The following is a 25,113-nucleotide window of genomic DNA, read 5'->3' on the forward strand; positions in this document are numbered from 1 at the left end:
ATTGCATCCGTGCAATCGTTATCATCCTGATAATCGGCACTCACGGCAGAACCCATACCATCGCTACAACCGGACCTCCCGGATCTCGGGGAGATTTGTGGTATCCTCAGAAGCAGAGAGAAGTTAGTGGCCGAAATAGAAAGAGCCGGCTCGGCCAGGCGACGAGGAAGGCTGTTCAGAAAGCGAAGCACCCAACGTTCAGGGCGCAAAGAAACCGAAACACCACCTGAACATCTCGCGAAAGATCTGTTGTGAGCTGGGTCCCGCCGATCGGTCATCGATGACAATTGACAAATGACCAGTGACAATTGAGAAATCACCTCTCACACTTCGCGCCGTCTCCTGAACCCCAGGTTCTGATCGAGTGATCCATGGTCTACCTCAATCGCATTTACACCCGGTCCGGAGACGCTGGGGAAACAGGTCTGGGGGACGGTTCCCGGGTGGCGAAGACGCATCCCCGGATCATCGCCTACGGCACGGTCGACGAGCTGAATTCCTCAATCGGAGTGGCGATTTCGCTGGGGGAACTGCCGGAGGAGATGCGGCAGCAACTTCTGAAAATCCAGAACGATCTCTTCGATGTCGGGGCGGATCTATGCGTCCCGGAATCCGATGTGCCGCCGGAATATCCCCCCTTGAGAGTGACGGCATTCCAGGTGGAGCAGCTGGAAAAGAGGATCGATGAATACACGTCGCAGCTGCAGCCGTTGACGAGTTTCATCCTCCCGGGAGGGACCCGTGGAGCGGCCCTGCTGCATCAGTCTCGGACAATCTGCCGTCGCAGCGAAATCGAAGTTCTCAGGCTCGTGGCTGTGGAAGCGATCAACCATCAGGTAGCGATCTACCTCAACCGGCTCTCCGACCTGCTCTTCGTCATGGCACGGAGTGCGAATCACAACGGCAAGAATGACATCCTCTGGACCCCGGGCGGGGATCGCCAAGAATCTTTATAGTCGGCGTCATTCGTGCGCAGCGAGGCCCGTTAAAACGACTCGGCGGAGTCTGCTACCAGATCGTAATTTCGCTTTCGAGTTCCAGGCCGTGCTTCTCTCGCACGCGGGAACGGATCAGGTCGATCAGATTGAGGACGTCCGTCGAAGTGGCGCCGCTGTGAGTGATGATGAAGTTTGCATGACGGTCGCTCACTTCCGCACCGCCGATCCGGGTCCCTTTCAGGCCGGACTGTTCGATCAGGGCCCCGGCACTCAGACCGCGAGGATTCTTGAAGATACATCCGGCGGACTGGAACGAAAACGGCTGCGAGGCCTTCTTGGTGATCCACAGCTGCCGCATGCGGCGGGTGATTTCGTCGATATCTCCCTGACGAAGTTCCAGTTCGACGCTGAGAATCACGAGTTCATTGATGCCGCTGAAGCGGTATTCGAAGACCAGTTCATCGCCGCTGCGGGAGAACCGTTCGCCGCGACTGGTCATGACATCCACGGAACGGACATGATCTCCGATTTCACCATGTCGGCCGCCGGCATTTCCTTTGACCGCGCCGCCGATCGTGCCAGGGATCCCGACCAGTGTTTCCAGTCCGGAAAGACCTTCCGAAACCGATTGTGAAATGACGTTCGACAGGGAGGCTGCTCCTCCGGCGCGAACAATCGTGCCGTCGACTTCGACTTTGGTGAATGCCTCGCCTGTGAGTTTGATGATCAGCCCGCTGACCCCTTCGTCGCGGATCAGCAGATTGGATCCACCCCCCAGCATGCGGACCGGCAGCCCTTCGGCGTCCGCAGCCCGGACGAGTTGCTCCAGTTCCTCCACGGTTCGCGGCTCGGCGAACATCTGGGCGGGGCCTCCCACTTTCAGCCACGTGTGAGGAGCCATTGGCTCGTTCATGCGCACGATGTCGCGCAGATCATTCAAGGTCTTCATGATGAATGCGAGACAGACTTCCCGCTCCTAAAGTCAGTATTACGGCATCGTTGCCTGCCTCAGTCTGGACTGTTCCCCACACCTGGTCAAGTGCCATTAGGAATGCTCCGGGAACGGTCAATCGGCGGACCAGTTCCCGGGACAACTCCGCCTGCACTTCGCCGCTGTTTTCCCGGGCGGCATAAACCGGAAGGAGATAGACCCGGTCGGCCAGACTGAGCGACTGGGCAAACTCGCCAAGCAGGGCGGATGTGCGAGAAATCTGATGCGGCTGAAAAATGCAGATCAGGCTTTTCCCGGGAAAAGCCTCCCGAGCCGCCTCCAGCGTTGCTCGAATTTCCGTGGGATGATGGGCATAGTCGTCGACAACCTGAGCCACGTATCTGGTCCCCAGAACTTCAAAACGACGCCGAAGTCCCTGGAACGCCTCCAGTCCCGATGCAATCTGCTCCATCGATAGTCCCAGAGCATCCGCACAGGCTGCGGCTGCCAGTGCGTTCTGAATGTTGTGACGTCCGGGAACCTGCAGCGTGATCACGCGGGACGTGCGGTCTCGATTCTGCAAGCGAAACCGGTTTCCACGAGGAACGCTCTGCCGATCGATCACCTGCCAGTCGGCAGCAACGTCACTCAGGGAGAACGTGATTCGCGGAGCAGAAGTCGTTTCCAGCACCCGCAGAGTGACAGGGCAATCGGACCGGGCGATCAGGGTTCCTTGCTCCCGAGCGACATTCCCAGCCAAGCCGGCGTAGGCTGCCTCTGCATCAGCGAGTGTCGGATAACAGTCGAAGTGGTCCGGCTCGATTCCCAGAAGGCATGCGATCCGGGGATGAAGCTGAAGGAAGTGTCGGCGGAATTCACAGGCTTCCACGACGAGAGTAGAACCGGTCCCTCCCCAGCCGCTTCGCCCGAGACTGACGCTCTCTGCACCGCAGATGACCGAGGGGGAAACGCCGGCGGACTCCAGAATCTGCCCGAGCATGGCGGTCGTCGTGCTCTTGCCATGTGTCCCGGCAATGGCCACCGCGTGACTGGACTGCGTGAGCTGCGCCAGAGCTTCCACGTATGAAAACTGCGGAATTCCCCATTGGGCAGCCAGGGTCCGTTCGCTGTTCTCCGGACGAACGGCTGCACTGTAGATCAGCACGTCAGGACGATTCTGAAGATGGTGCGGGGAATGCCCCGTCTGAACCGAGACTCCGTTGCGAGCGAGTACCTGAACGACACCCGGATCGGGATCACCGTCACATCCGGAGACTTGCCAGCCTCGATCGATCAGGTACTCCGCCAGTGCTTTCATCCCGGCGCCGCAGATCCCGACCAGATGAGCGCGAGAGCCGGTCGAAGCAGGAAGCCAGAGTGAAGGAGACGACATCGATGTCACGGTTGTGGTGAACGGCAGAAAGTCAGTGGCCTGAAGTCGCCCGTGTGAAGCTGGAAAGGAAGAACTGAAACCCGCACATCACCGCCGCCAATCCACCACCGACCAGCACAGCTGCTGCCAGCAGCCGGCGCCGTGTGGTTCCCAGTTCCGCTGCCAGCCGATCCACCCAGGCATTCCCTCCCGCCAGAATTCCGATCGGCAGCAGCAAGATCAGAAGCAATGCGAGTAAACTCAAAGGGAACCTTTCCGGGATGTCGACGTGAAAAGAATATCAGGTCCGGCGATGGGCGTGCAGTGCACCCCGGGTTGCTGCACTCGGAGAGTGCAGCGTACGTATCTCGCACCCTCCGGGTGCGAGGTTCAGCGTTCATCTCCCTGAAAGCCGAAAACCTCTTCGGCCTTCGTCGCAGTCGATTCGTCGACGTGCTTTCTTCCGTTTCTATCACCACTTATACTCAAAAAGGGCTCCCATCCGCAGTGCGAGTAGCAGGAGCAGCAAGATTCACGGGGTTTTACAGCGAACATTGCTCACCGTAACGAGGTGTCCAGATCGCGGGCCCGGATTCTTTGCAGCGGCAGGCAGGCAACGGCGAGGTCAATCGATGTCGAGATTCTGGATAATCGCGATCCTTCTGGGAACGTTCTTCGTTTCTGGCCTCAGTTCCACTGCATACGCCCAGCTGACTCCGGAAAACCGCAAGCAGTTGAATGAACTGTCCAAGGAGGCGACCCGCGCCGGGACGCTCATCAAGAAGAAAGAGCTGGATGAAGCTCAAAAAGTTCTGGCAGAAGTCGAGCTGAAGCTTCAGGAGATTTCTGCCTCCGCCATGGTCCCAGCCACCGATCCGGCCATTCGCCGCGTTGCCACTCTTCTGGGCAAGCAACAGGTCGCACTGGAAAAGGCTGCCGGAAAAACGAAACCGGACGGCCCTGAAGATGCGGTCAGCTTCATGAAGGATGTCGCTCCGCTGATCGTCGGCCGCTGTGTGCAATGTCATGGGGAGGACAATCCTCGCAACGGACTGCGGCTGGACCGATTTATCGGCTGGCGGACCGGCGGAAAAAGCGGTCCACTGCTGACTCCCGGGAATGCGTTGCGCAGTCTGATCACCCTGCGGGTGAACGCTCCGGAAGGGAAAGGTCGGATGCCGGCCAACGGAGCAGCCTTGACGGCTGAGGAAAAAGAGGTCCTGACCAGCTGGATCAATCAGGGAGCGAAGTTCGACGGAGCCAGTGAAGAGACCTCGCTGGCAAATCTGATCTACGAGGAAGAAGCGAAGAACGTCAAGATTCCCAAACCCAAAGGGGGCGAGCAGGTGTCGTTCACTCGGGACATCGCTCCGTGGTTCTCGAACCTGTGTCTGAATTGTCACAACTCGCGCCGCCGCTCCGGCGGACTCTCGGTCGAAACTTTCTTCGACATCATGAAGGGGGGCGAGAGTGGCGAAGTGGTGATCCCCGGTGACATGAAGAACAGTCGCCTGTTTCTGCTCGTGGGAGGGAAAGAGCTGCCGAGAATGCCGCAAGGGCAGGCCCGCATCACCCGCAAGAACTATGAGGATCTGGTCAAGTGGTTCGAAGAAGGGAACACCTACGACGGAGCTGACCCCCGCACCCTCATTTCGACATTTGTGCCATCGGATGCCGAGATGGCCCAGCAGAATCTGGGTGCTCTTTCAGATGCCGATCTCCAGAAACTGCGTCAGGAGCGGACCGACGAGCAGTATCGCAAAGCGATCTCCGGAGACGGCAAAGCAACGCTCACGACCGACAATTTTCTTCTGGTCGGCAACGTCGACGAACCGCGGCTGACACAGATTCAAGGGTGGGCGGATGAGCACCTGCAGACTCTGCAGAAGGCATTCGAAAACACCCAGAAGCCGTGGCGCGGTCGGCTCTCGATCTTCGTCATGAAAGACCCGTTCAGCTACAACGAATTTCTGGAAGTGATCGAACGACGTCGGCCCGACCCCGATCTGACCGGCCATTCGAAGGTCACCGTCGGACAGGAAGACGCGTACATCGTGCTGCAGGATCAACCCGGAAACGATTCCGCGATGCAGGCCTCCGTCATCGATCATCTGACCGGGGCGTACATGCAGAAGTCCGGCAAAGCGCTGCCGGTCTGGGTGGTCCGCGGGGCAGGTCTGGCCATGGCGGATGCAGCGATCCCCGACCGACAACGTTCTGATGCACTGGAAAAAACTGCAGCCCAGCTGCTTCCTTCACTCACTCGCCCGGAACAGGTGTTTGCCGACGGGACGTTCTCTCCCTCTGGGTCTGCTGCTGTCGGTTATACACTGGTGAAGTTTCTGCTGAGTTCAGGCGGGCCGAAGAAGTTCTCGCAGTTCATCAAGGCGATCGAAGGAGGAGCGACGGCAGAAGCAGCTTTGCAGTCGACGTACGGCGCTCCGCCCGCGACGATCGCCAACGGATATTTATCCAAAGTGAAGAGCCGCTGATGCAGGACGTGGTGATTGTCGGCGGTGGAGTCATTGGACTCTCGATTGCATGGGAACTTGCGGGGGAGGGGCTGCGGGTCAGCGTACTCGACCAGTCCGCGCCAGGGCAGGAAGCCTCCTGGGCCGGTGCGGGAATGATCCCCCCGGGGGACCTGCTTCATGCGCCCACCCATGAATTGGCCGTGCTGAGTTTACAGCGCTGGCCGGAATTGAGCGCCGCTCTCCGCAGCGAAACCGGACTTCAAAACGAGTACAGCCGGTGCGGAGGCCTCCTGCTGCCGGACGACACCACAACGGAAGAACTGGCAGCGGCGTGGCGAGCATTGCATGTCACCGCCGACGTGCTGAACGCTTCCCAACTTCGAACCCGCATTCCCGGTTTGAGTGCAGACGTTTCTTCTGCAGTCTGGCTGCCGGACATGGCCCAGGTCAGGAATCCCCGGCATCTGAAAGCCTTGGAAGCCGGCTGCCGTGCCCGCGGTGTGGAACTTCTGTCGGGCCAGCAGGTGATTCAGTGGGACAAAAAGAACGGTCGACTGCTGGCTGCCATCACCCAGAACAGCCGATTTGAATCGGCCGAGTTCGTCGTGGCAGCGGGAGCCTGGACTCCGCAGGTTCTCGCTGGGTTCGGCTTGAATCTTCCGATTCAGCCGGTGCATGGACAGATCGCCCTGCTGCAGTCGCAGCACAGAATCTTTCCATACGTCATTGAACAGGGGCGACGCTATCTCGTCCCGCGCCAGGATGGTCGAGTTCTGGTGGGTGCGACAGAAGAACGAATCGGATTCCAGAAACGAAATACCGAGGAAGCGATTTCCGACCTCTTACAGTTCGCACATCATCTCATCCCGGAACTCGCCACGTGTCCCGTGGAAAAGATGTGGTCGGGTCTGCGTCCGTGGAGCGGTCTGGGACATCCGACGCTGGGACGGGTGGAAGAATTCAGCAATCTCTTTCTGGCTGCGGGGCATTACCGCGCGGGCCTGTCAAATTCCCCGGGAACGGCACTGGTAATGCGGCAGTTGATTCTGGGGGAACCGCCGACGATCGACCTGTCAGCGTTTCGACCGGAAATCAGCACGCCATGAAGTACGCGCGCAGCGTCCACAGCATCCGTTTCGATTCCCGTTCAAACTCCTCCTGCGACCAGCGCGGAGAAGACGAACGAATGGCAACGTCGATTGTGCAGTAGCTATTGCTGGGACGATTGAACCGCTGATGATTCGGCTCTTCCTCCTTGTTCAACGGATTGATTGACAGGCAGATCTCCAGCGGCTTGTTTCCGAACGCAAAAAGTCCCTCATACCACAACGATCCCGTGCGCACTCTCAGTAGCGTTTCCGAGACTTCGAGGATCTTTGCCTGGTGGTCCTCAATGAATCCACAGGCTTTCAGAACCAGAGTGCTCCCCACGCTCAAGGAAACAAACCGGTCGGTCGTCAGCCTGCCCGCTGTCACCGAAATCAAATTCAGAAGCCCCAAAATGATTGCGCTCCATAGATGCCAATTGTCGAGGTACTCTCCCTCTTGCGGAATTCGTACCAACCGAAGTGTGGTTTTTACTGAACCTCACCGGACGGCTTGCTACTGCTTCTGCAGACAGCACTTGTGGCAGAATTGCGAAAACGCGAGTGAGGATGGCTTTCGCCCAGCGAGGCTTATCGGCATCATGGCATGAGGTAAATCGTCAACACCCGGCAGTCGTCTGATCACCCAGCTTGAATCAGGATTTCCCATGAATACGGCCACCGCTCTGGAAGATCTCCGTCTGCGCATTCTGGCTGGTTACCCGATTCTGTTACTGCAGACCTATGAGGAACAGAGGTGGGAAGATGAGCTGGCGAATCTGGCGCTGGAGATCGAGCGGGGGCTGGTCACGTGGTCCGCGACAGCCGGCCCGCTCCCCATCCTCGAGAGCGAACCGCTCCCCACGGTCCCGGGAGAATTTCTCGCACAGATCGCGAAGTACCCGGACGACCATCTGTTTCTGCTCAAGGACCTGCATCTGCACCTGAACGAACCCGGAGTGATCCGCAAGCTGCGTGACCTGCTTCCCCATCTGGTCTCCCATCGCAAAACATTGCTGTTGATGTCACCACTGGAAAATCTTCCGGTCGAACTGATCAAGGACGTCACTGTGATCGAGCTCCCTTTTCCAGGGATCGATGAAATGCGGGGACAGCTGCACTCCCTGCTGGCAGCCGATCGAGGAGAACGGGGCACAACGATCGATCCGAGGCTCGAGGACCGTCTGGTGCAGGCGGTGCTGGGACTGACGTTAACCGAGGCTCGTAACGCGTTCTCGAACGTCCTGCAGGGGAGCGAAGAGATTACCGAAGAGCTGTTCCCCAAACTGGTCGCGGAAAAACGCCATCTGGTTCAGGGGTCCAACTTGCTTGAGTTCTTCGATCTGGAAGAAGGGCTCGGCGACATCGGCGGGCTCGACGGGCTGAAGGAATGGATTCAGCAGCGGGCCAACGCCTTCACATCAGACGCACAAAGCCGGGGAATCACCAGTCCCCGCGGGGTGCTGCTGGCTGGGGTGCAGGGATGCGGAAAAAGTCTGAGTGCCCGCGCGATCGCCAGAATCCTGGGCTTTCCTCTGATGCGGATGGACATCGGGGCCTTACTCGAATCGACACGCGGAACGTCCGAGCAGAACATGCGGGACGTTCTGAGACTGATGGACACGATCGCTCCCGCTGTGCTGTGGCTCGAAGAAATCGACAAGGCATTTGGAGGCTACGACACCGACGCCGGTGGCGACGCAACGATGTCGCGACTGGTGGGACGGTTCCTCACCTGGCTGCAGGAACACACCGCGCCGGTCTTCGTCGTCGCCACTGCAAATAAGGTCTCTTCACTCCCGCCCGAACTGCTGCGACGCGGCCGATTCGATGAGCTCTTCTTCGTCGATCTTCCAAACTTTCAGGAACGATGCGAGATCTTTCGTATTCATCTTTCGAAACGGGGATGGAAGCCCGAGAAGTTTGACATCGAGGAACTTGCAGAAGGGAGCGATGGCTACAGCGGAGCCGAAATCGAAGAGATCGTCAATTCTGCCATTATCGAGTCATTTGCCCAGAATCGCATGCCGACCCAGAAGGACCTCGATGATGCCCGTGAACGGACGGTCCCGCTGTCGGTGACGATGGAGGATGAAATCTTTCATCTGCGGGAATGGGCGAGAACACGCTGTCGCGCCGCCACCACGGAATCCCGCGTCATGGAAGTGCTCGAAGAAGAACATCGACGCGGCGAACTCCCGCAACTGGATGAACGCCACGTTCCCAAGTGGGTCGAACTGGCTGAGCATGGACAACTCGCAGCAGCGATTGTGGAACATGTGCGACTGCTGGATCATGTTTCGTGGCCTCAGTTGCTGCAGGATTTTTCTCCGTATGCGGACCTGCGTGGGGAGCACGGACTTGTGTTGCGAGCCGACCCGAAGGTGGCGATCTGCATTCGAATCAGCCGCGAGCTCGCGGATATCCTGTGCGAATATATTGACGGTCGTAGGCTCTACCTGCACCCGGTCCCGTTGATGGAAGTCGCCCCGTCAGAGCGACCGCAGATCCCGGCGATTGAAGCACTCCCGCCCGATCGCGTGAACAAACCAGTCTGGCTTCCGACCAAGCTGCGACTGGTTCCGCCACCGACCGGCAGCGGCCGGATGGCACATGTGGCCCGCATCAAGATGGGGAAGTAGCCGTACCCACTCTCCTCATCGCCCGCTGAGATTCAATTCCGCGGGCGAGTGTTGAACCAGTACTGACCGGCTTTCGTCTTCAACTCATGAATGCCCTTCAACTCCATGACAGCCCTCTTGCCTGACCAGCGATCGGGGGTTGAACGGATTTCGACCGTCAATGCTTCGTCCGGCAGGGAATTCTCCAGCAGGGCAAGGGCGAGTGCGATTCGATATCGCTCCTGTGGGTAAACGGGGCAATACGACCTGGTGAATGACCACGCATCGAGGCTCAGCGGAATTCTGTCGTCGAGCGGAGCAGGTGTCCCAAGGAGCTTTCGCAGGTCTTCCGGAAGTTGATTCGCTGCTTCTTCATCGATGAGGATGTCCACCTGCTCGGGGCGCGAACTGTAGACTGCCCACGCTGGCCAGTGATCGCAATCACCGATTACCTCGAGTCCCGGATAGAAGACTGCGATCGCGGTGAAACCGATCGCCAGCGGCGAATGGCGAGTTGATTTCTCTTGCTCGCTTTCAGGTTCAACAACAGTCCTTTTGCAGTCGGGCCAGAAGAGAACGAGGTTCTGCACGATGAAATACATGTTCCAGATCAGCACTCCCCATTCGTGACGCAGCCCGACCCCGAGCGTCCAGAGCAGCAACAGATGCATGAGGATCGACAACGGCAACCCGTAGCGTCTCGCACGGCGAGACAGGAGCAACAGACCCACAATGAATTCGCCGGTTGGAAACGTCGCCACCAGCAGCCACTTCGAACGGGGCGACCAGAAGTCGAGTGGCACTCCGAGGGGATTGAGCATCCCATTCAGAAGCAGTTGGCCATGGGATGTCATAAACGAAGCATCGAACTTTGAGACGGCGGACCACAGGTAAATGCTCGCGACGATCAACTTCCAGCAGTTGATCCCCTTGAGATTCGGCGAGATCAGAAACAGTCCCGCAAACAGCAGATCCATGCAGACCCACGGTTGCAGGCGATGTTGATCCAGCAACACCAGAATCATGAGGCCCGACAGGAAGCATGCCAGACTCAGTCGCTGCTGATGTGGAGTCCGCAGCCCCCAGAGCATCGTCACCAGACCAACGACGACGGCCGCCAGGGCGATGATGTCCACCCAGCCGGGAACGCTGCACAGCACGGAGAACCAGGGAATCTGAACGAGTCCGCTGCTCGCACTGCTCCACAGCGGCCATGTGGAAAGCATCAATGCCGCTGTGAAGAAGGCAACCACCCGCTGTAACTGAATGAGGGAGCCGGAAACGACCGGATGAAGCGAGTTCATGGCAGACGCGGACTGGCCGGAGACCGTGTTTCCAGCGAAACCAGCGGAAGAGCACTGTTCAGACTTCCCGAACGAAACCCCTGCAGATCCAGCGTCACATAGCGAAACCCCTGAGCCTGAAAATGAGCCACGACCTGCTGGTGGACGTTTTCAGCCGTCAGCAGTGAGAGAGCATGCACAGGCACTTCGATTCTCGCGAGGTCATTCTGCTCAAGCCGTACTCGCAGTTCCTGTAGGTTCAACAGGTCTTTGAGGAATCGTTCACACTGATCGACGCGGCGGACGCGTTCGGGGGTCACCTCCACACCGTAGGCGATCCGGCTTGAGAGGCAGGGGGCGGCTGGCTTGTTCCAGACCGGAATCTCCCAGTGCTTCGCAAGATCGCGGACGTCCTGTTTCGTGAACCCCGCTTCGATCAGGGGGCTGCGAATCTGACGTTCGGCCGCCGCGCGCATCCCGGGCCGGTGATCTCCCTGATCATCGAGGTTCGCACCGTTGCAGATAACGTCCAGATTCCATTTGGGAAGAGCTGCAATCAGTTCTTCGTACAGCTCGCTTTTGCAGTAATAGCAGCGGTCCCCGGCATTGGCCTGATACCCCGGAACGCTGAATTCCTGGGTGCGGATCACTTCATGGCGGATTCCCATCTGCTCCGCAGCCTGCCGGGCGATCTCCAGTTCCCCCTGGGCCAGCGACGGACTGACGGCAGTGACTGCGATCGCCTGATCTCCGCACGCCAGAGCAGCAGCCTTGGCGACCAGTGCACTGTCCACGCCTCCGGAAAACGCCACCGCGACACGGCCGCTGTCCCGCAGCAGCGTGAGGAGAGCATCGCGTTTTTCTTCGAGCGAGTGATTCATTCCTCAATCTTATGCTGAGGCCGCACCGGACGGAATCATGACGGAACTTCTATTCTGGGCTTTCACCTTTTCGAAGTTGGGAGAAGTCGAGGGTCGAGTGACGAGAGCCCAGAGAAGGAGATCTCACAATTCTCCGCCGCTTCATTCTGAACTTCTATTTGAGCTGTCCTTTGAGGGCATGCAGTTTCTGCAACGCGGCCAGCGGGGTGAGCTCGTCCAGATTCATCCCGCGCAGTTCATCCAGCAACGGGTGTTCCGGCTCTGCGAACAGACTGAGTTGCCGTGAGTTCTGTTTTTTCCGGGCAGGGATGGTGACTTTTCCTCGCTCATCATGGTGATCTGACTCGAGGGTTTCGAGAATCACTCCCGCGCGGCCGATTACTTCTTTCGGCACCCCTGCCAGTCGGGCAACGTGAATCCCGTAACTGCGATCGGCAGCCCCCGGAACGATCTTGTGGAGAAACACGACATCCCCGTTCTGTTCATGAACAGCGACGTTCCAGTTGCAGACCCGGGAGAGTGACTGCGGGAGTTCCGTCAGTTCATGATAGTGTGTGGCAAACAGCGTCCGGCAGCAGGGATGGTCGTGCAGGTATTCAGTGATCGCCCATGCGAGCGAAATGCCGTCGTAGGTACTCGTCCCGCGTCCGATTTCATCCAGGATGACAAGGCTGCGGGACGTCGCGGTGTTCAGAATGCGGGCCGTCTCCGTCATCTCGACCATGAACGTCGACTGACCTTTGCCAAGCTCATCACTCGCGCCGACCCGTGCGAAGATGCGGTCGGCAATTCCGATCGTGGCCGACTCCGCGGGCAGGAATGAACCGATCTGCCCGAGAATCGTGAGCAATGCTGCCTGCCGAATATAAGTACTTTTACCGGCCATGTTGGGGCCGGTGATCAGTGCAATCACAGGAGGAGCTGCGGTCGAAGTGTCCCCTTTGGAAGAGTTGGAACTAACGCCGAGCAGCACATCGTTGGGAACAAACTCGCCTGAAGGTTTCAACCGGTCCAGCACCGGGTGACGGCCGTTGCGAATCTCCAGGCACGCTTCTTCAACGATTTTCGGACGACAGTAATTGGCGCTCACGGCGAGGTTGGCGAGATTCGCGAGCACATCCAGCGTTGCCAGAACTTCAGCGGTCTGCTGCAGGCGCCGGCATTCTTCCGCAACACGCTCACGCAGTGCCTGAAACAGTTCCTGTTCGAGCGCCTTGGACTGATCTTCAGCCCGCAGCACCCGGTCTTCATATTCCTTCAATTGCGGTGTGATGAACCGCTCCTGATTCTTGAGAGTCTGCTTGCGGATGTAATCCTCGGGAACCTTATGCATCTGGGCGGCAGTCACTTCAAGATAGTACCCGAAGACTTTATTGAAGCCGACCTTGAGCGTGGAGATCCCTGTCCGCTCCATCTCCTGGGCCTGATATTCCGCAATCCACTTCTTCCCGCCCCGCGCCAGATCACGCAGCTCGTCCAGTGAAGAATGCCAACCTTCGCGGATGATTCCGCCATCGGTCGTTGACAGCGGAGGCTCGTCAGCCAGTTGCTGTTGAATCTCCTGACGGACTTCCGCACAGAGCTCCAGTCGGGCTTCGAGCATCGTGATGAGGTTCGATGATCGACCTGCCAGCCGGGCCTTGAGTTTTGGAAGAATCGACAACGTCTGCGCCAGTGCCGCCAGATCACGCGGCGTCGCCCGCATTGTGGCAACGCGAACGGAGAGCCGCTGCAGGTCGTAGGCTTCCTGCAGCAGTTCGCGCAGATCACGGCAGAGTTTGTGATCACGCACCAGCTCTTCGACAGCGTCCAGCCGACGCTCGATGGCGACCCGATCCGTAAGTGGATTCGAGAGCCAGTCCATGAGCAGCCGTGCCCCCATCGGGGTACAGGTCTCATCAAGGACGCTGATCAGCGAGCCTTCGCGTTGCCCTTCCCGCTGAGTGCGGGTCAGCTCGAGGCTGCGTCGCGTCGTTTCATCGATCAGCAGACTGGTCCCGCGTCGGTACGGTTCCAGTCGCGCGATGTGACTCAGCGATGACTTTTGCGTTTCCTGAACATACTCGAGCAACGCTCCCGCAGCAGTGATCCCAGCAAACTCTTCATCGGAGAGATCGAAACCTTCGAGAGTGGCTGTCTGAAAGTGTTTCAGCAGAATCTCGCGGCACTGCTTGGCTGCGAATGACCACGCGGGCCGCTCGGTGACGATCGTGCCGTCGAGTTCCATGACCGAAGTGAACACACGGTGCGATCGGGCTGAATCGGGCAGCAGGCATTCCGAAGGCCTGACGCGGGCCAGCTCGTCCATAAACTCCGACTGCGGTCCCATCGGTCCCGCATCTTCGTTCGCCGGGACTTCCATGCACTGAAACTTCCCCGTCGACAGTTCCAGCCACGCGATCCCGATTCTGTCTTTCGCGGGACAGACTGCTGCCAGAAAGTTGTTCTCTTTCGGGTTGAGCAGGGCCTCATCGGTAAGCGTCCCGGGCGTGACAATGCGGGTCACTTCACGCCGCACCATCCCCTTGGCAGTTTTGGGGTCTTCCACCTGATCGCAGATGGCGGCCTTGTGTCCAGCTGCGATGAGCTTCCGCAGATATCCTTCCAGAGCATGAAATGGAAACCCTGCCATCGGGACCGGATTGGTCGAACCCTTGTCCCGACTGGTGAGTGTCAGGCCCAGAATCTTGGCAGCGATCTGCGCATCTTCATGAAACAGCTCGTAGAAGTCCCCCATCCGAAACAGCAGGATGGTCCCGGGAGTTTCCGCCTTGACCTCCAGATACCGCTGCATCATGGGAGTCAGTTTGGAATCAGTTGCGGACATGGCTGCTAACTTGGGAGGACGAAGCGGTGAGATCTGTGTCGTGAATGTAAATCAGCGAAGAATCATCGATGAGCTAGACCAGTTTGGTCTATCATGTGCAGGCGATTCAGGATTTTCACCGCATGAAAGTCCATATTATCGCCTGCGGAACGGAATAAATTATTGGCAAAACCGCTCTAAAACATCTGCATTTGGATGACGCTGACCATCTGATGTCGGGAAGAGAGAAAACCACGGAAGGCACGGAATACACGGAAAAAATCTGAATCGCGAATGGAAGAGTGAGCGTCCCAGCGGGGGTATCTGGATGCATTGGCTCATCATCAACTTGAGCATTCGCTGAATTCGCCTGATTCGCGGTTCCTTCTTCCCACCCGCATCCTTCCGTGAATTCCGTGCTTTCCGTGCTTTCCGTGGTTCAAATTTTTGACGTCCCTACGCTGGCACCGGTGGCGTGATTCCGAAATCTTCAATCGTCAGCAGTGACTGGAACGGAAGATTGCGGGCGGCAAAGTTCTTTGCTCCCCCTTCCATGCGGTCGATGATCGTGAGGACCTGAACCACTTCGCAGCCGAATTCCTGAATGCGATCGACAGCCAGAAGCGAACTGCCGCCGGTGGTCACCACATCTTCCACGATGACGACTTTCATTCCGGGCTGCAGCGGACCTTCCACGAACTTGTTTGTACCGTGCCCTTTGGATTCCTTACGCACGAGGACACCAATCAGATCCTGGTTCCGCAAGGCTGCAGCTGAGAGCACGCCCGCAATGATCGGGTCTGCACCGATCGACATACCGCCGACAGCGTCCGCTGCACCGGGTTTCATCAGATCCAGCAGACCTTCGCTTACCAGTTTCAGACCGCGCGAATGGAGCGTAATCTGTTTGCCATCAAGGTAGTACGAAGCTTTCTTTCCGGAGGCCAGGGTGAACTCGCCAAACTTGAGGGCGCGTTCGCGAAAGAGATCGATCAGGGCCTGTTTGTCATACATAACTGTGTCTCAAAATGCAGGAAACGGGAGCGGCTTCATGCTAACGCGTTCGAGGGGAATTGGAAGCCGCCGCCGTGATGGAAACGGGGGAGGGCTGGAGAATCACCACGGAGTACCGGTGGCACGGAGAGTGGCCGGAAGATAAGAGTTTTGCGATGAGCCTTCGCCAGACAGAAATGCCTGGCCCACAGCTTTGTGAAGCAACGCCAAGACATGGTGGCACAGACATTCCTCTCTGTGCTTCGCTCAATTCCCCGACGGGCTGGTCACGTCACCGCGCGGGTTTCAGCGGGACGTACCTGACCGGGTCTCCCACCTCCACCTTCAGTGCAGCGGCGGATTTCGGAGAAAGCTCGACGCCGTCGCCCGTCAACTGAAGCTGGCCACGGATTGCTCGAAACCCGTCTGATTTTGAAGCAATCAGAAACTCTTCACCGGGGGAAATGTTGTCGTGGACTGCAGAAACCCGTCCGGCACGACTCTCCCGGATGCTGCGGATTCGATCCCGCGTGGAGTGCAACATCGGCCCGGCTTCAAAGATGTCCACGTGGTTGCGGAATTCGAACCCTTCCGATTCCAACAGCCGTCGGGCCGGGCGGGTCAGTTCATGAACTTCCCCAATGACCGCCTGTGCTTCTGCGGGAAGTAATGGAATATAAATCGGATACCGCGGCATCAGGTCCCCGATGAACTCTTTGTTCACAATGCTCAGGTAGTCGGCTTTCGGGAACTCGAGATCGAAGAAGTGCTTTCCCAGGGCATCCCAGAACGGGCTGCGGCCCTTGTCATCGATCACCCCGCGCATCTCCGCAATCACATCGGGATCGAACAGCTGTGGATACTCTGCCATGAAGAGAAAGCGGGACAGCGACAGCAGACGGCCGTTACCGCCGTTACGGGCATCCGGATGGAGAAACAGACTTCCGATTTCGCTGGGGCCATCATGATTCTCAGTCAGATGCAGCACCGGAATTTCTTTCCGCACGTCCAGCATCCGGGAAGCGTGATGGCTCGTCTGGATCTCGTACGAATAGAAAGGTTCAAAACCTCCTGTCTTCGAAATGATGCCACACGTCCCCATGACCCGAGACGTTTCCAGATCTTCAATCACGAACAGATACGTCTCTCCGCCAGGTTCATCGGCATCCAGATTGCGGAATGACCTGAGCGATCCTTTGATCCTTTTTTCGAGCAGGCTGCGATCTTTGGGCAGTGTCGTCAGGCCGAAGGAGGTGAGATCGGCCAGTTCCAGCAGCCTGTCGAGATCTTCGGCTTTCACCGGTCGAATGACGTACATCGCTGGTCTCCTTCATTTTTCAGTACAACTCAGCAAGGTCGTTTCAATGATTGAGCAGACTTCATCGATCTGGTGATCTTCAATGACTCCAAATGGGGGGAGCATCCGGATACGGGTCGGGTTCGCTCCCGCAGAAAACGCCATCACCCCCGCATGAAACAGAGCGTCCAGGAATTTCTTCGTCGAGGCATCGCTTCCATCCAGGGCTGTAAAGGCGACCATTCCGCCGATTCCCCACGGACCGGAAATCAGATGCGGACTCTTCTCGCGAATCCGCTCGAAGTGCTGTACGAACCGGGCGTGCATCTGCATGAGTCTTCCCTGCTCGCCGAAGTAACCGCCAGTCTGCAACCGCTGCAGAATGTGACGGGCTGCAAAAATGGAAGAAGTCGCCCCGGTGAATGTCTGGCTGATCAATCCGGGTTTGGGAACGAATTCATCCGTAAAGAACGTCGCACAAACCTGCGTCAGCTTTCCGACCGTGACGACGTCCGCGAACGCATCCAGCCCATAATGCTGAAAGGCGAACGGACGAGTCGTGCGTCCGAATGTCTGAATCTCGTCGAACCAGATCGGGATGCTGCGTTCGCGAAGAAAGCTGCATAATCCGTGCAGAAATTCCTTTGAAGCTGTGTAATAGCCCCCTTCCCCCTGAATCAGCTCCAGGATCATCCCTGCATGGGCGGCCGGGTACCGCTCCAGATGCGTCTGCAAGACCGAAAGCGTTTCTTCGAGGCTGGTGTCCGGACGTTCTGAATTGAAAAACGGAACGTAGTCCACAGCCAGAACAGTGGGGAGACCGACGCGGTTCTTGGCACGATCCGTCAGCTGCGAGGTGGCCATCGTTCGACCGGCGAAGCAGTTGGCGAACGCCAGCATGCGGCTGGCCGGAGAACGCTTCTGAAACAGCAGCTTCAAAGCATTCTCGTTGGCTGTGGCCCCGCTGGTCGTCAGGAAGCAGTGTCGTAGCGAAGCGTCGGACTCGCAGGCCAGATCAATCAGTTCCTGACACAACAAAGACGACTCGACGTTCTGCTGCAGGTTTCCCTGCATGACGGTGTCACTCAAAGCCCCGTGCAACGAAGCCATCAGCAGTCCCGGGTCGCTGTGACCAAACGCATGAACGCCGATCCCGGAAATCATGTCGTATTTGACGCTGCCATCCTGCAGTTCGACCAGCGCACCGTTTCCAAGCCCGCTTCCCAGATAGGGAAAGAAGAGGGACCCGCCGCGCTGATCCGCGAAACGGGCAAGGACGTCGGCATACTGCTGCTGAAGCTCAACACGAGGCGGCTGAGGGGTCGTCAGTTTCTGACGATACTCCATCAGAGCGTCGTGCAATGTTTCGCACGCGAGGGCGACCCGATCATCCGAGCGAAAGGCCGCAGCCAGCAGTTTCGAATCGTCCTTCATGTTCGTTCCTCCAAGCGCTGCAGGGACGCCATTCTCCCCTGAAGCACTGAAGAGGTCGAACGGCAGCCTCCCTCTATTCTACGCGAGAGGGCAGGTGCGGAAGAGGGGGGCTGATCGTTTCATCCAGAAGTTGCATGAGGTAGAGAGCGGTCAATTTTGCCCGCTCGCGAAGACTCTCCAGCACGACAAATTCCTCGTGGCTGTGAATCTGTCCGCCACGCACTCCCAGTGAGTCGACATTGGGAACACCGAACGCTGCCAGCCGATTTCCGTCGCAGGCTCCGCCGCTCGCTGCCCAGTCGATCGAACATCCGACCTCCCGTCCGCACTCATGCAGTTGCATCAACATCTTTTCCGTCGCAGCGTCAAACCGCTTCGGGGGAGCTGCAAAATGTCCGTGCAGATCGAACCGGACTCCGGTGTGACTGGTCACGCCTTCCAGAATGTTCCCAATCGTGTCGAGAATTTCCGCCTCATGTTCCTGCTCGGCATAGCGGATATTCAAACGAATCACACTGACCGGCGGAACCACATTGCTGGGCCCTCCGCCATCGATGCGAGCAACGTTCAGGGTCATTCCTTCCCACTGGCCCGTCAGGCGGTGCAGCTGAGTACTCACCTCAGCTGCTGCGACCACGGCATTGATTCCGTGATGAAAGTCCCGGCCTGAGTGCGCCGCCCGGCCGTGCCCGACGATCGACAGATTCCCGGTTCCCTTTCGAGAGGAGACAAGCTTGCCGTCCGGCAGACTTGGCTCGAACAGGAGCCCCAGATGGACCCGTTGAGCGACTTCCTGAAACAGATGAATCGACCCCGGAGAGCCGATCTCTTCATCACTGTTAATCACCACCTCCCAGCCGAGTGACTGTTTTCCGGTCGCAGTGACATAGCGTTCCAGGGCCCGCAGCGCAAACAGGAGAATGACAATTCCCCCCTTGGCGTCCGCGACTCCCGGACCTCGCAGGGTGTCAGCGTCAAGTTGATCGACAGTCTGGAAGGGGGACTCCACTCCATAAACGGTGTCCATATGAATCGCCAGCAGCACCTGCAGCGGCGCGGATGGACGATGAACGACATGCAGATTCCGGCCTAGCGGGCGGGCATGTGGATGACCGTGGGCATCGATGGTTTCGAAAGTTCCCGCTTCCAGAAGGCTGGTTGTTTCCGAGAACTGACCGAACTCGGCAGCGATCAACTCTCCCAGCGTGGCGAGTCCCGCGGGATTGAACGTTCCCGTGTTGATTCCGGCCCAGCCTCGCAGGAGCTCGGTCATCTCCAGTTGCTGGGAATCAATCCAGTCGAGGATGGGGCGATAACGGTTCATGGGGAGGCGAGCGTCCTGGGTTCGCGCGAGGTGACTGCTTTACTCAAGTCATCGTACAACGAGACTGGTCCCGTGCCCCCGGGACTCATCGAAAATCTGGAATTCGGCGGAGAGCGCCCGAGGGTTTCGATGTCGCCAAGATGATGACAACAATATCACCTGCGCAACATCGGCGGTTTTTGCCGATTCTTACGCGAACCTCCATAACCCATTCACGAAAAGCCATTTACAGATTTGCCACGAGTTTGGCCTTCGAGTTGCTTCATTAAGGAATCGAAAGAATCGGCCAACGTCGGCCGATGGGGACGGGCAAACGACTCAGCCAGGGAGCACCCTCATGAAGACCTTCGCATTCACCACACTCGCCATGCTCGGATTTGTCTTCTACAGCGATCAGACAGCCACTGCCGGGGGCCATTATCACAACTCCTGGGGGCAATACGGAACGAACTATGGCAACCCGTGGTACTCCGGTGGCTGGGGGCATCAGCACCGACGGGGTCATTACGACTATCACGACACCACTCACTACGACTACGTGCCTGACAGAGTTGTTCCTCACGGAAACCACTGGCACCACGTTCCCGGTGGCTACTATCTGCATCAGACCGGCCACTACGACTATCACCGGGGAGGACATCACCACTGATGCTCGTCATGCCCGTGATCCCTCCGTATTGCCTTCGACCGTGAAGGCAATACGGGTCGGAGAGCGAGCAGAGGCAATCGAACTGCTGCATTCAGCTACATCCGCAAAACAGGTCTCAAATTTTTTCAGAGATCTTTTGCAACGCCGCCAGAGCGGGAAATCAACACCCGTCGCCAAGTGGAAACACATAACCGCTACAAGCTGAACTCTTCATCAACCATCAAACCGTCATCAACCCCAAAAGCGATACGACCGCCCCTTTCTTCCCGGGTGTTTCACCTACATGGTGATGATTGCCTCATGCGGAACGAAACACGTCGCATATTTGGCTGGCAGGTCCGTCGCGTACTTTGCGACACAAGAGTCAATTGCTTGACGGCAGAAGTCCATGGGGATGTTTTTCAAGGGTGACCGCAGGCTACATCATTACCCATTCGAGGAAAGGGTGGGCCATGGCTGAAGAGCCTCGCAATCTGGCAGTGGCAACGCCGCAGGAGACGTTCATCGGACTCTCCGAAAACGAATTACGCAATCTGCTCGACCTGGGACACGGGAGTGCCTATCGACGCGCAGAGCCCGCAACGTTGCCAGCATCACTGACACCATTCCAACAGGAATTCATCGACGCGGGCCGCGGCGCTGAGCTGATCGTCGGCCCATACATTCTCGAATCCCGTATCGGGTCGGGGGGAATGGGGGTCGTCTACAAAGCGCAGCACCTGCGCATGGGGCGCACTGTTGCCCTGAAGGTGCTCTCCACCGAACTCCTCACCAGCGAACAGGCAGTCGCCCGGTTCCTGCGGGAAGTGCGCGCTCTGTCAAAGTTGCGGCACCCGAACATCGTAACCGCTTTCGACGCCAAGCTCAGCGAGGATGAACACTACCTCGCAATGGAACTGGTCGAAGGCTCGGATCTGGATCAGATTGTCCGGACTCAAGGGCCGTTTTCGATTCCCGAAGCGTGCGAGATCATCCGTCAGGCTGCCGAAGCACTGGCGTGCGTTCATCAGGCGGGAATGGTCCATCGCGACATCAAGCCATCCAATCTGATGTTGGATACCTCCGGCCAGATTAAAGTGACCGACTTCGGTCTGACGAAGCTGGGATGTGCCGATCAGCCCCACGCCAAACAGGGACTCACCCGGCCGGGAACCATTCTCGGCTCCATCGACTATCTGGCTCCTGAACAGGCGCGAGACTTCAGCATTGCCACACCGGCTGCGGACATTTACAGCCTGGGCTGTACCCTCGGATTTCTGCTGGCTGGGGCTCCTCCGTTCAAACGCTCCAACATCATTGAGACATTGACGGCTCACCAGGGAGCCCGTGTCGAGGCACTGACCAACATCCGTCCGGACGTTCCTCGTGCACTCAACAAGCTCTATCAGGAAATGCTGGCCAAGCAGCCTGACCGCCGACCTTCAAGCATGGCTGAGGTTGCTGAACGGCTGAATGCCTTCACGTCCATTGCCAAGCCGCAATGGTTCCTCAAACGTCGACTGAGCAAGGCGGCACCGCCGGCCAGACCCAGCATCATCCAGACTGCTTCACTCTCCTCGGACGACACCACCAGCACCGAGCCGATGAAGTTCGGTATTCAGCTCAGTACGATTTCGGAAAATCAGCCTCCGCTGAAATTCGCGGATCTCCCACGCCGCAAGTTGTCATTCCAGGAATGGCTGCTGGTGGCTGGTGCGGTGGTCGCCTGCCTGGCACTGAGCCTGAGTTAGAACGCTGCCACGGCAGTTTGGCTGCACGCTTGAAGTGTGCAGCGAACGGTGACTGGATGAACTTTCTTCAGTCCGTGCGGGAGCATCTTCAAGAAGCTTGCTGTAGACTTACGGTGCATCCACTGCGTGAACATCTTCGGGAAACGCCTGAGGAACGCGGGTGATTTTTACAGTACTGCACCAACTGATCATCAGGTCCCCCCTTGGAAGCTCTTGTCTCCGCCCGGCACGTCTGTGACGACGTCTTCAGCCAGGCCACCTACTCCTCCTGCCGGCGATATCGTTTTTCGCTGGTCCGTCGCTTCGGAAAACCGGTTGCGAAGAAGCACGAACGGATCGCCTTTATCGGCCTGAATCCCTCAACGGCAACGGAACAGGTCAATGATCCGACCGTGCGACGATGCATTGGCTACGCCCAGCTGTGGGGCTACCGCGAGTTTGTGATGCTGAACGCCTTCGGGTATCGGTCCACCGACCCGCGTGGCCTGCAAACGATCGAAGATCCGGTCGGTGCAGCGAACAACGAACAGATCAGATACTGGTCCCGCAGAAGCGACGTGGTGGTCTGCTGCTGGGGCGTGCATGCGGTCCTGCAGGACCGCGGAGCGTATCTGGAAGAGCAGCTTCGCAAGTGGAACGTGACTGCCCGCTGCCTGGGAAAGACTCTCGCGGGCTTTCCGAAACATCCGCTCTACTTAAGAAAAGATGCGGATTTGATTGAGCTTTGAAAGTGAAAATTGACGCTGAGCCACACACTTCAAGTGTGTGGCTAAGCTTATCGTTCACGTGATCGATTTCCTCAGTCGCGGCTGCGGATCTTCGAGAGCAGACGCAGGATTTCGATATACAGCCAGACGAGCGTCACCAGCAGGCCGAAGGCTCCATACCATTCCATGTACTTGGGAGCTCCGCGCTGAACCCCTTCTTCGATGAAATCGAAGTCGAGAATCAGGTTCATGGCAGCGATCACCACCACAAACGCGCTGAAGCCGATGCTGATCCAGCCGTTCCCCTGAATAAAGGGAACCTTCACGCCAAAGAAGCTCAGGCCGATCATCACGACGTAAAGCAGTGCAATGCCCCCCGTGGCAGCCGCAATTCCCAGTTTGAACTTCTGGGACGGCTTAATCCATCCGGTCTGATAGGCCAGCAACAGCGAGAACAGAGTTCCGAATGTCAGGCAGACAGCCTGGAAGGCTGCCCCTGGATAACGGGCATTCATCGCTGCGGAAATTCCGCCTAGGGCCAGCCCTTCAGCCACGGCATACAGGGGAGCCGTGATCGGCGACCAGGTCGGCTTGAAGGTGGTGGCAATGGCAATAATCAGTCCGCCGATCGATCCGCCAATCAGCAGCGGAGTCACCAGCGGGCTTCCCTGAAGGAACAGGTTCCAGGTGAAGACAGCTGCCCCCACGACCAGAACCAGCAACGCCATGGTTTTTGTCGCGGTCCCCTGCAGGGACATCGTCGACGTCTGGCCGACGCTGTAGCTGTCAAATCCTTCAAAGGTATTGGCATTCAGTGCGGGGTTGGAAGTTCTCATGCAAGGATTCCAGAGGAGGAGGGACGTTTTCGACTTTCAGGAACTGAAGTATAGCACGCTGCCGGAATGCAGACAGACGAACTTTCTCTGAACGGCAGAGTCACTTCAGATTCAGAATGACGTCGTCGTTGTAGAACTGCCCTGCATCGTCCATCTGGTTGGTCCCCAGGCTGACCAGGCGAGCCCGGTCCTCCCCTTCCACGGTGTAGCTGAACGGTTTGTCGGTAGCGGCATCGACGGGAACAGCGTCCAGATACTCGGGGACCAGCTGCTCGAGCTTCTCGGGAAACTTGCCGTGCTCTCTCTGATAGCTTTCCAGAGCCAGACCGACGGCAATGATGCTCCGCCTGACAGCGTCGCGGTCTTCCGCGAAACGCCTTTGGCGATAGATTGGACGCAGTGACATCGCCATGTTCTCACCGATCCATCGACTCATTCCCGGAACGTCTTTCTGAATCGCCTTGGAGAAGTCTTCTGTCTTCTGGTCGACGGTTGCTTCCCATTGGGCGTAGGCTTCATCGAGCTTCTGGAACAACTCGTTCTGGGCGTTGCGGTCTTTGGTCCGCAGGGCCTGCACGATCAGATCGTGCACTTCGTCAGCCCGCTGAACGGCCAGTTTCCAGTCGGTTTTGTCCAGACTCTTGATCTGGCTGGCATCTTCCTTCTGGTGCTCTGCATCTTCAAAGAAACCGATCCGGCTGTCCTCGTCGGTCTCGAGCAGTTCGATCTCCTGATGAATGATCGCCCGTTCGCCGACGTCCGCAGCCAGAGCTGCAGGGGGCATGGGGGGGATCTGTGCAAACGCCTTGCGTAACTCCGCAAGCTGTTCAGCATTCAACCGCCCACTTTCGAGCATCGTCCTTTCTGCCTGGAAGGCCAGGGCATCGATCACCTGTGCTTTCGCCAGAGAGACGTCAAACGGCGACCCCGATGCCAGCAGGCTGGCGATGCGGTGGCACGTCATCAGATCACTCGTGCAGCCGGTAACGTCATTTTCACCCAGACGCAGCAGGGCCCGGGCGGTCAGCATTCTTGCCAGGAACGGCAGACGACGTTCAATGACGAGCGAAGCGGCCATCAGGCGCGATGGAAGTTCCGGAGCCAGCATCGGAGCGAAATAAGCCGGCTTTTCAGACGCATGTGTCAGCGTCTTCAGTGCCTCTGTGTTGACAGCGAGATATTCTGCAAGTTGCGGATTGTCGGTTTTCGACCAGACCTGCACTCCCGCTTCGAACAGTTGTTCCTGAAGCATGGCCGCCTGCAGGTCCACCTTGTCCGCCGGCACTCCATCCAGCGTCTTGGCGAATTCCACCAGCGAGACAAACAGCGGGGAGGCTGGGGACATCTTTTCGATCCCCAGCATCTCCATCGAAACGTCATGCAGCTCCGGCTCGAAGGCGTCTTCTCCGTAGAGATGGACGAGCCAGACCACAGCATTGTCCTGCGGCTTCACATCTTTGGAGATTCGCTCATTCAGAGTGCGAAGCGTTCCGGGGATCTCATCGGAAACCACGGGCTGCACGAGCACCATGCCTTCCGGGAGATCCTCCGCGTGAATCGGTTCAGCTCCCGTGCTGAACGAATACATCAGTCCGGTGCCGACCAGTGCAGCCACGACCAGACCGGGGAGAATCACATCACGGAACCGCTGCGAACTTGGCATGGCAACCTCGTGAAAGGCAGTATTCCCTCGCGTTCACCATCCAGCATGCACACGAGAAAAAATTCCCGCACTCAGCGAGTGCGGGACAA

20 protein-coding genes are annotated in these 25,113 nt (G+C 57.9%); 7 read left to right on the forward strand and 13 right to left on the reverse strand.

Annotated features, from left to right (window positions below):
* The first annotated feature begins 371 nt into the window (after positions 1–371).
* A complete protein-coding gene (locus SH661x_RS23430) occupies positions 372–956 on the forward strand; it encodes a cob(I)yrinic acid a,c-diamide adenosyltransferase (protein ID WP_437226630.1) in 585 nt (194 codons plus the stop codon).
* Between the two features lie 52 nt (positions 957–1,008).
* Here SH661x_RS23430 and murB read toward each other — a convergent pair whose 3' ends face one another.
* Genes murB through SH661x_RS23445 form a run of 3 tightly spaced genes read right to left on the reverse strand, consistent with a single transcriptional unit; the run spans position 1,009 to position 3,491 of the window.
* Positions 1,009–1,887 (reverse strand): UDP-N-acetylmuramate dehydrogenase, encoded by an 879-nt coding sequence (gene murB / locus SH661x_RS23435; protein ID WP_437226632.1) that lies wholly within the window; start codon positions 1,885–1,887, stop codon positions 1,009–1,011.
* Positions 1,871–3,262: a UDP-N-acetylmuramate--L-alanine ligase gene (gene murC / locus SH661x_RS23440; RefSeq protein WP_437226634.1), complete on the reverse strand. Its 1,392-nt coding sequence runs from the start codon at positions 3,260–3,262 to the stop codon at positions 1,871–1,873. The genes murB and murC overlap by 17 nt, the downstream gene beginning before the upstream one ends.
* Positions 3,263–3,293: 31 nt before the next feature.
* Positions 3,294–3,491 carry a hypothetical protein gene (locus tag SH661x_RS23445; RefSeq protein WP_437226636.1) on the reverse strand — a complete coding sequence of 66 codons (198 nt, stop codon included), beginning with the start codon at positions 3,489–3,491 and terminating at the stop codon, positions 3,294–3,296.
* A gap of 382 nt (positions 3,492–3,873) precedes the next feature.
* On the opposite strand from SH661x_RS23445, the gene SH661x_RS23450 reads away from it, so the two are divergent.
* Positions 3,874–5,733, forward strand: a complete 1,860-nt coding sequence (locus SH661x_RS23450) for a c-type cytochrome domain-containing protein (RefSeq protein ID WP_437226638.1) — start codon at positions 3,874–3,876, stop codon at positions 5,731–5,733.
* The gene (gene thiO / locus SH661x_RS23455; RefSeq protein ID WP_437226639.1) at positions 5,733–6,821 is read left to right on the forward strand and encodes a glycine oxidase ThiO; all 1,089 of its coding nucleotides are present in this window, start codon (positions 5,733–5,735) and stop codon (positions 6,819–6,821) included. Before SH661x_RS23450 ends, thiO begins: the two co-directional genes overlap by 1 nt.
* Here the strand turns inward: thiO and SH661x_RS23460 are convergent.
* On the reverse strand, positions 6,808–7,215 hold the full coding sequence (locus SH661x_RS23460; RefSeq protein ID WP_437226640.1) for a hypothetical protein: 408 nt from the start codon (positions 7,213–7,215) through the stop codon (positions 6,808–6,810). The two genes, thiO and SH661x_RS23460, sit on opposite strands and share 14 nt — an antisense overlap.
* Positions 7,216–7,468: 253 nt before the next feature.
* Here SH661x_RS23460 and SH661x_RS23465 point away from each other — a divergent pair, with 253 nt between their 5' ends.
* On the forward strand, positions 7,469–9,442 hold the full coding sequence (locus SH661x_RS23465; RefSeq protein ID WP_437226641.1) for an AAA family ATPase: 1,974 nt from the start codon (positions 7,469–7,471) through the stop codon (positions 9,440–9,442).
* Between the two features lie 32 nt (positions 9,443–9,474).
* Here the strand turns inward: SH661x_RS23465 and SH661x_RS23470 are convergent, their stop codons facing one another.
* The 7 genes from SH661x_RS23470 to SH661x_RS23500 form a co-directional block, all read right to left on the reverse strand.
* Entirely contained in the window at positions 9,475–10,725 is a 1,251-nt protein-coding gene (locus SH661x_RS23470; RefSeq protein WP_437226643.1) for a hypothetical protein, read from the reverse strand.
* Complete coding sequence (gene larE / locus SH661x_RS23475) at positions 10,722–11,585, reverse strand: ATP-dependent sacrificial sulfur transferase LarE (protein ID WP_437226645.1); 864 nt, start codon at positions 11,583–11,585, stop codon at positions 10,722–10,724. Before larE ends, SH661x_RS23470 begins: the two co-directional genes overlap by 4 nt.
* A gap of 154 nt (positions 11,586–11,739) precedes the next feature.
* Entirely contained in the window at positions 11,740–14,391 is a 2,652-nt protein-coding gene (gene mutS, locus SH661x_RS23480) for a DNA mismatch repair protein MutS (RefSeq protein ID WP_437231240.1), read from the reverse strand.
* A gap of 456 nt (positions 14,392–14,847) precedes the next feature.
* Complete coding sequence (gene pyrE, locus SH661x_RS23485; protein WP_437226647.1) at positions 14,848–15,405, reverse strand: orotate phosphoribosyltransferase; 558 nt, start codon at positions 15,403–15,405, stop codon at positions 14,848–14,850.
* 271 nt (positions 15,406–15,676) lie between these two features.
* Entirely contained in the window at positions 15,677–16,702 is a 1,026-nt protein-coding gene (locus tag SH661x_RS23490; RefSeq protein ID WP_437226649.1) for an arginine N-succinyltransferase, read from the reverse strand.
* Positions 16,703–16,714: 12 nt separating this feature from the next.
* Positions 16,715–18,115 carry an aminotransferase class III-fold pyridoxal phosphate-dependent enzyme gene (locus SH661x_RS23495; protein WP_437226651.1) on the reverse strand — a complete coding sequence of 467 codons (1,401 nt, stop codon included), beginning with the start codon at positions 18,113–18,115 and terminating at the stop codon, positions 16,715–16,717.
* 73 nt (positions 18,116–18,188) lie between these two features.
* Positions 18,189–19,439: a hydrolase gene (locus tag SH661x_RS23500; protein WP_437226653.1), complete on the reverse strand. Its 1,251-nt coding sequence runs from the start codon at positions 19,437–19,439 to the stop codon at positions 18,189–18,191.
* A gap of 337 nt (positions 19,440–19,776) precedes the next feature.
* Between SH661x_RS23500 and SH661x_RS23505 the strand changes: the two genes are divergently transcribed.
* The 3 genes from SH661x_RS23505 to SH661x_RS23515 all read left to right on the forward strand — a co-directional run bounded on the left by SH661x_RS23505 (position 19,777) and on the right by SH661x_RS23515 (position 22,546).
* Complete coding sequence (locus SH661x_RS23505) at positions 19,777–20,088, forward strand: hypothetical protein (RefSeq protein ID WP_437226655.1); 312 nt, start codon at positions 19,777–19,779, stop codon at positions 20,086–20,088.
* A 452-nt stretch (positions 20,089–20,540) separates the two neighbouring features.
* The gene (locus SH661x_RS23510) at positions 20,541–21,818 is read left to right on the forward strand and encodes a serine/threonine-protein kinase (protein ID WP_437226657.1); all 1,278 of its coding nucleotides are present in this window, start codon (positions 20,541–20,543) and stop codon (positions 21,816–21,818) included.
* A gap of 203 nt (positions 21,819–22,021) precedes the next feature.
* Positions 22,022–22,546, forward strand: a complete 525-nt coding sequence (locus SH661x_RS23515; RefSeq protein WP_437226659.1) for a DUF1643 domain-containing protein — start codon at positions 22,022–22,024, stop codon at positions 22,544–22,546.
* A gap of 71 nt (positions 22,547–22,617) precedes the next feature.
* Here SH661x_RS23515 and SH661x_RS23520 read toward each other — a convergent pair whose 3' ends face one another.
* Positions 22,618–23,361, reverse strand: coding sequence for a Bax inhibitor-1/YccA family protein (locus SH661x_RS23520; RefSeq protein ID WP_437226661.1), 744 nt, complete (start codon positions 23,359–23,361; stop codon positions 22,618–22,620).
* Between the two features lie 100 nt (positions 23,362–23,461).
* Positions 23,462–25,024 (reverse strand): hypothetical protein, encoded by a 1,563-nt coding sequence (locus SH661x_RS23525; RefSeq protein ID WP_437226663.1) that lies wholly within the window; start codon positions 25,022–25,024, stop codon positions 23,462–23,464.
* Positions 25,025–25,113: the final 89 nt, after the last annotated feature.

The sequence above is a fragment of the Planctomicrobium stercoris genome, from assembly GCF_051465655.1.
Taxonomy (GTDB): domain Bacteria; phylum Planctomycetota; class Planctomycetia; order Planctomycetales; family Planctomycetaceae; genus Planctomicrobium.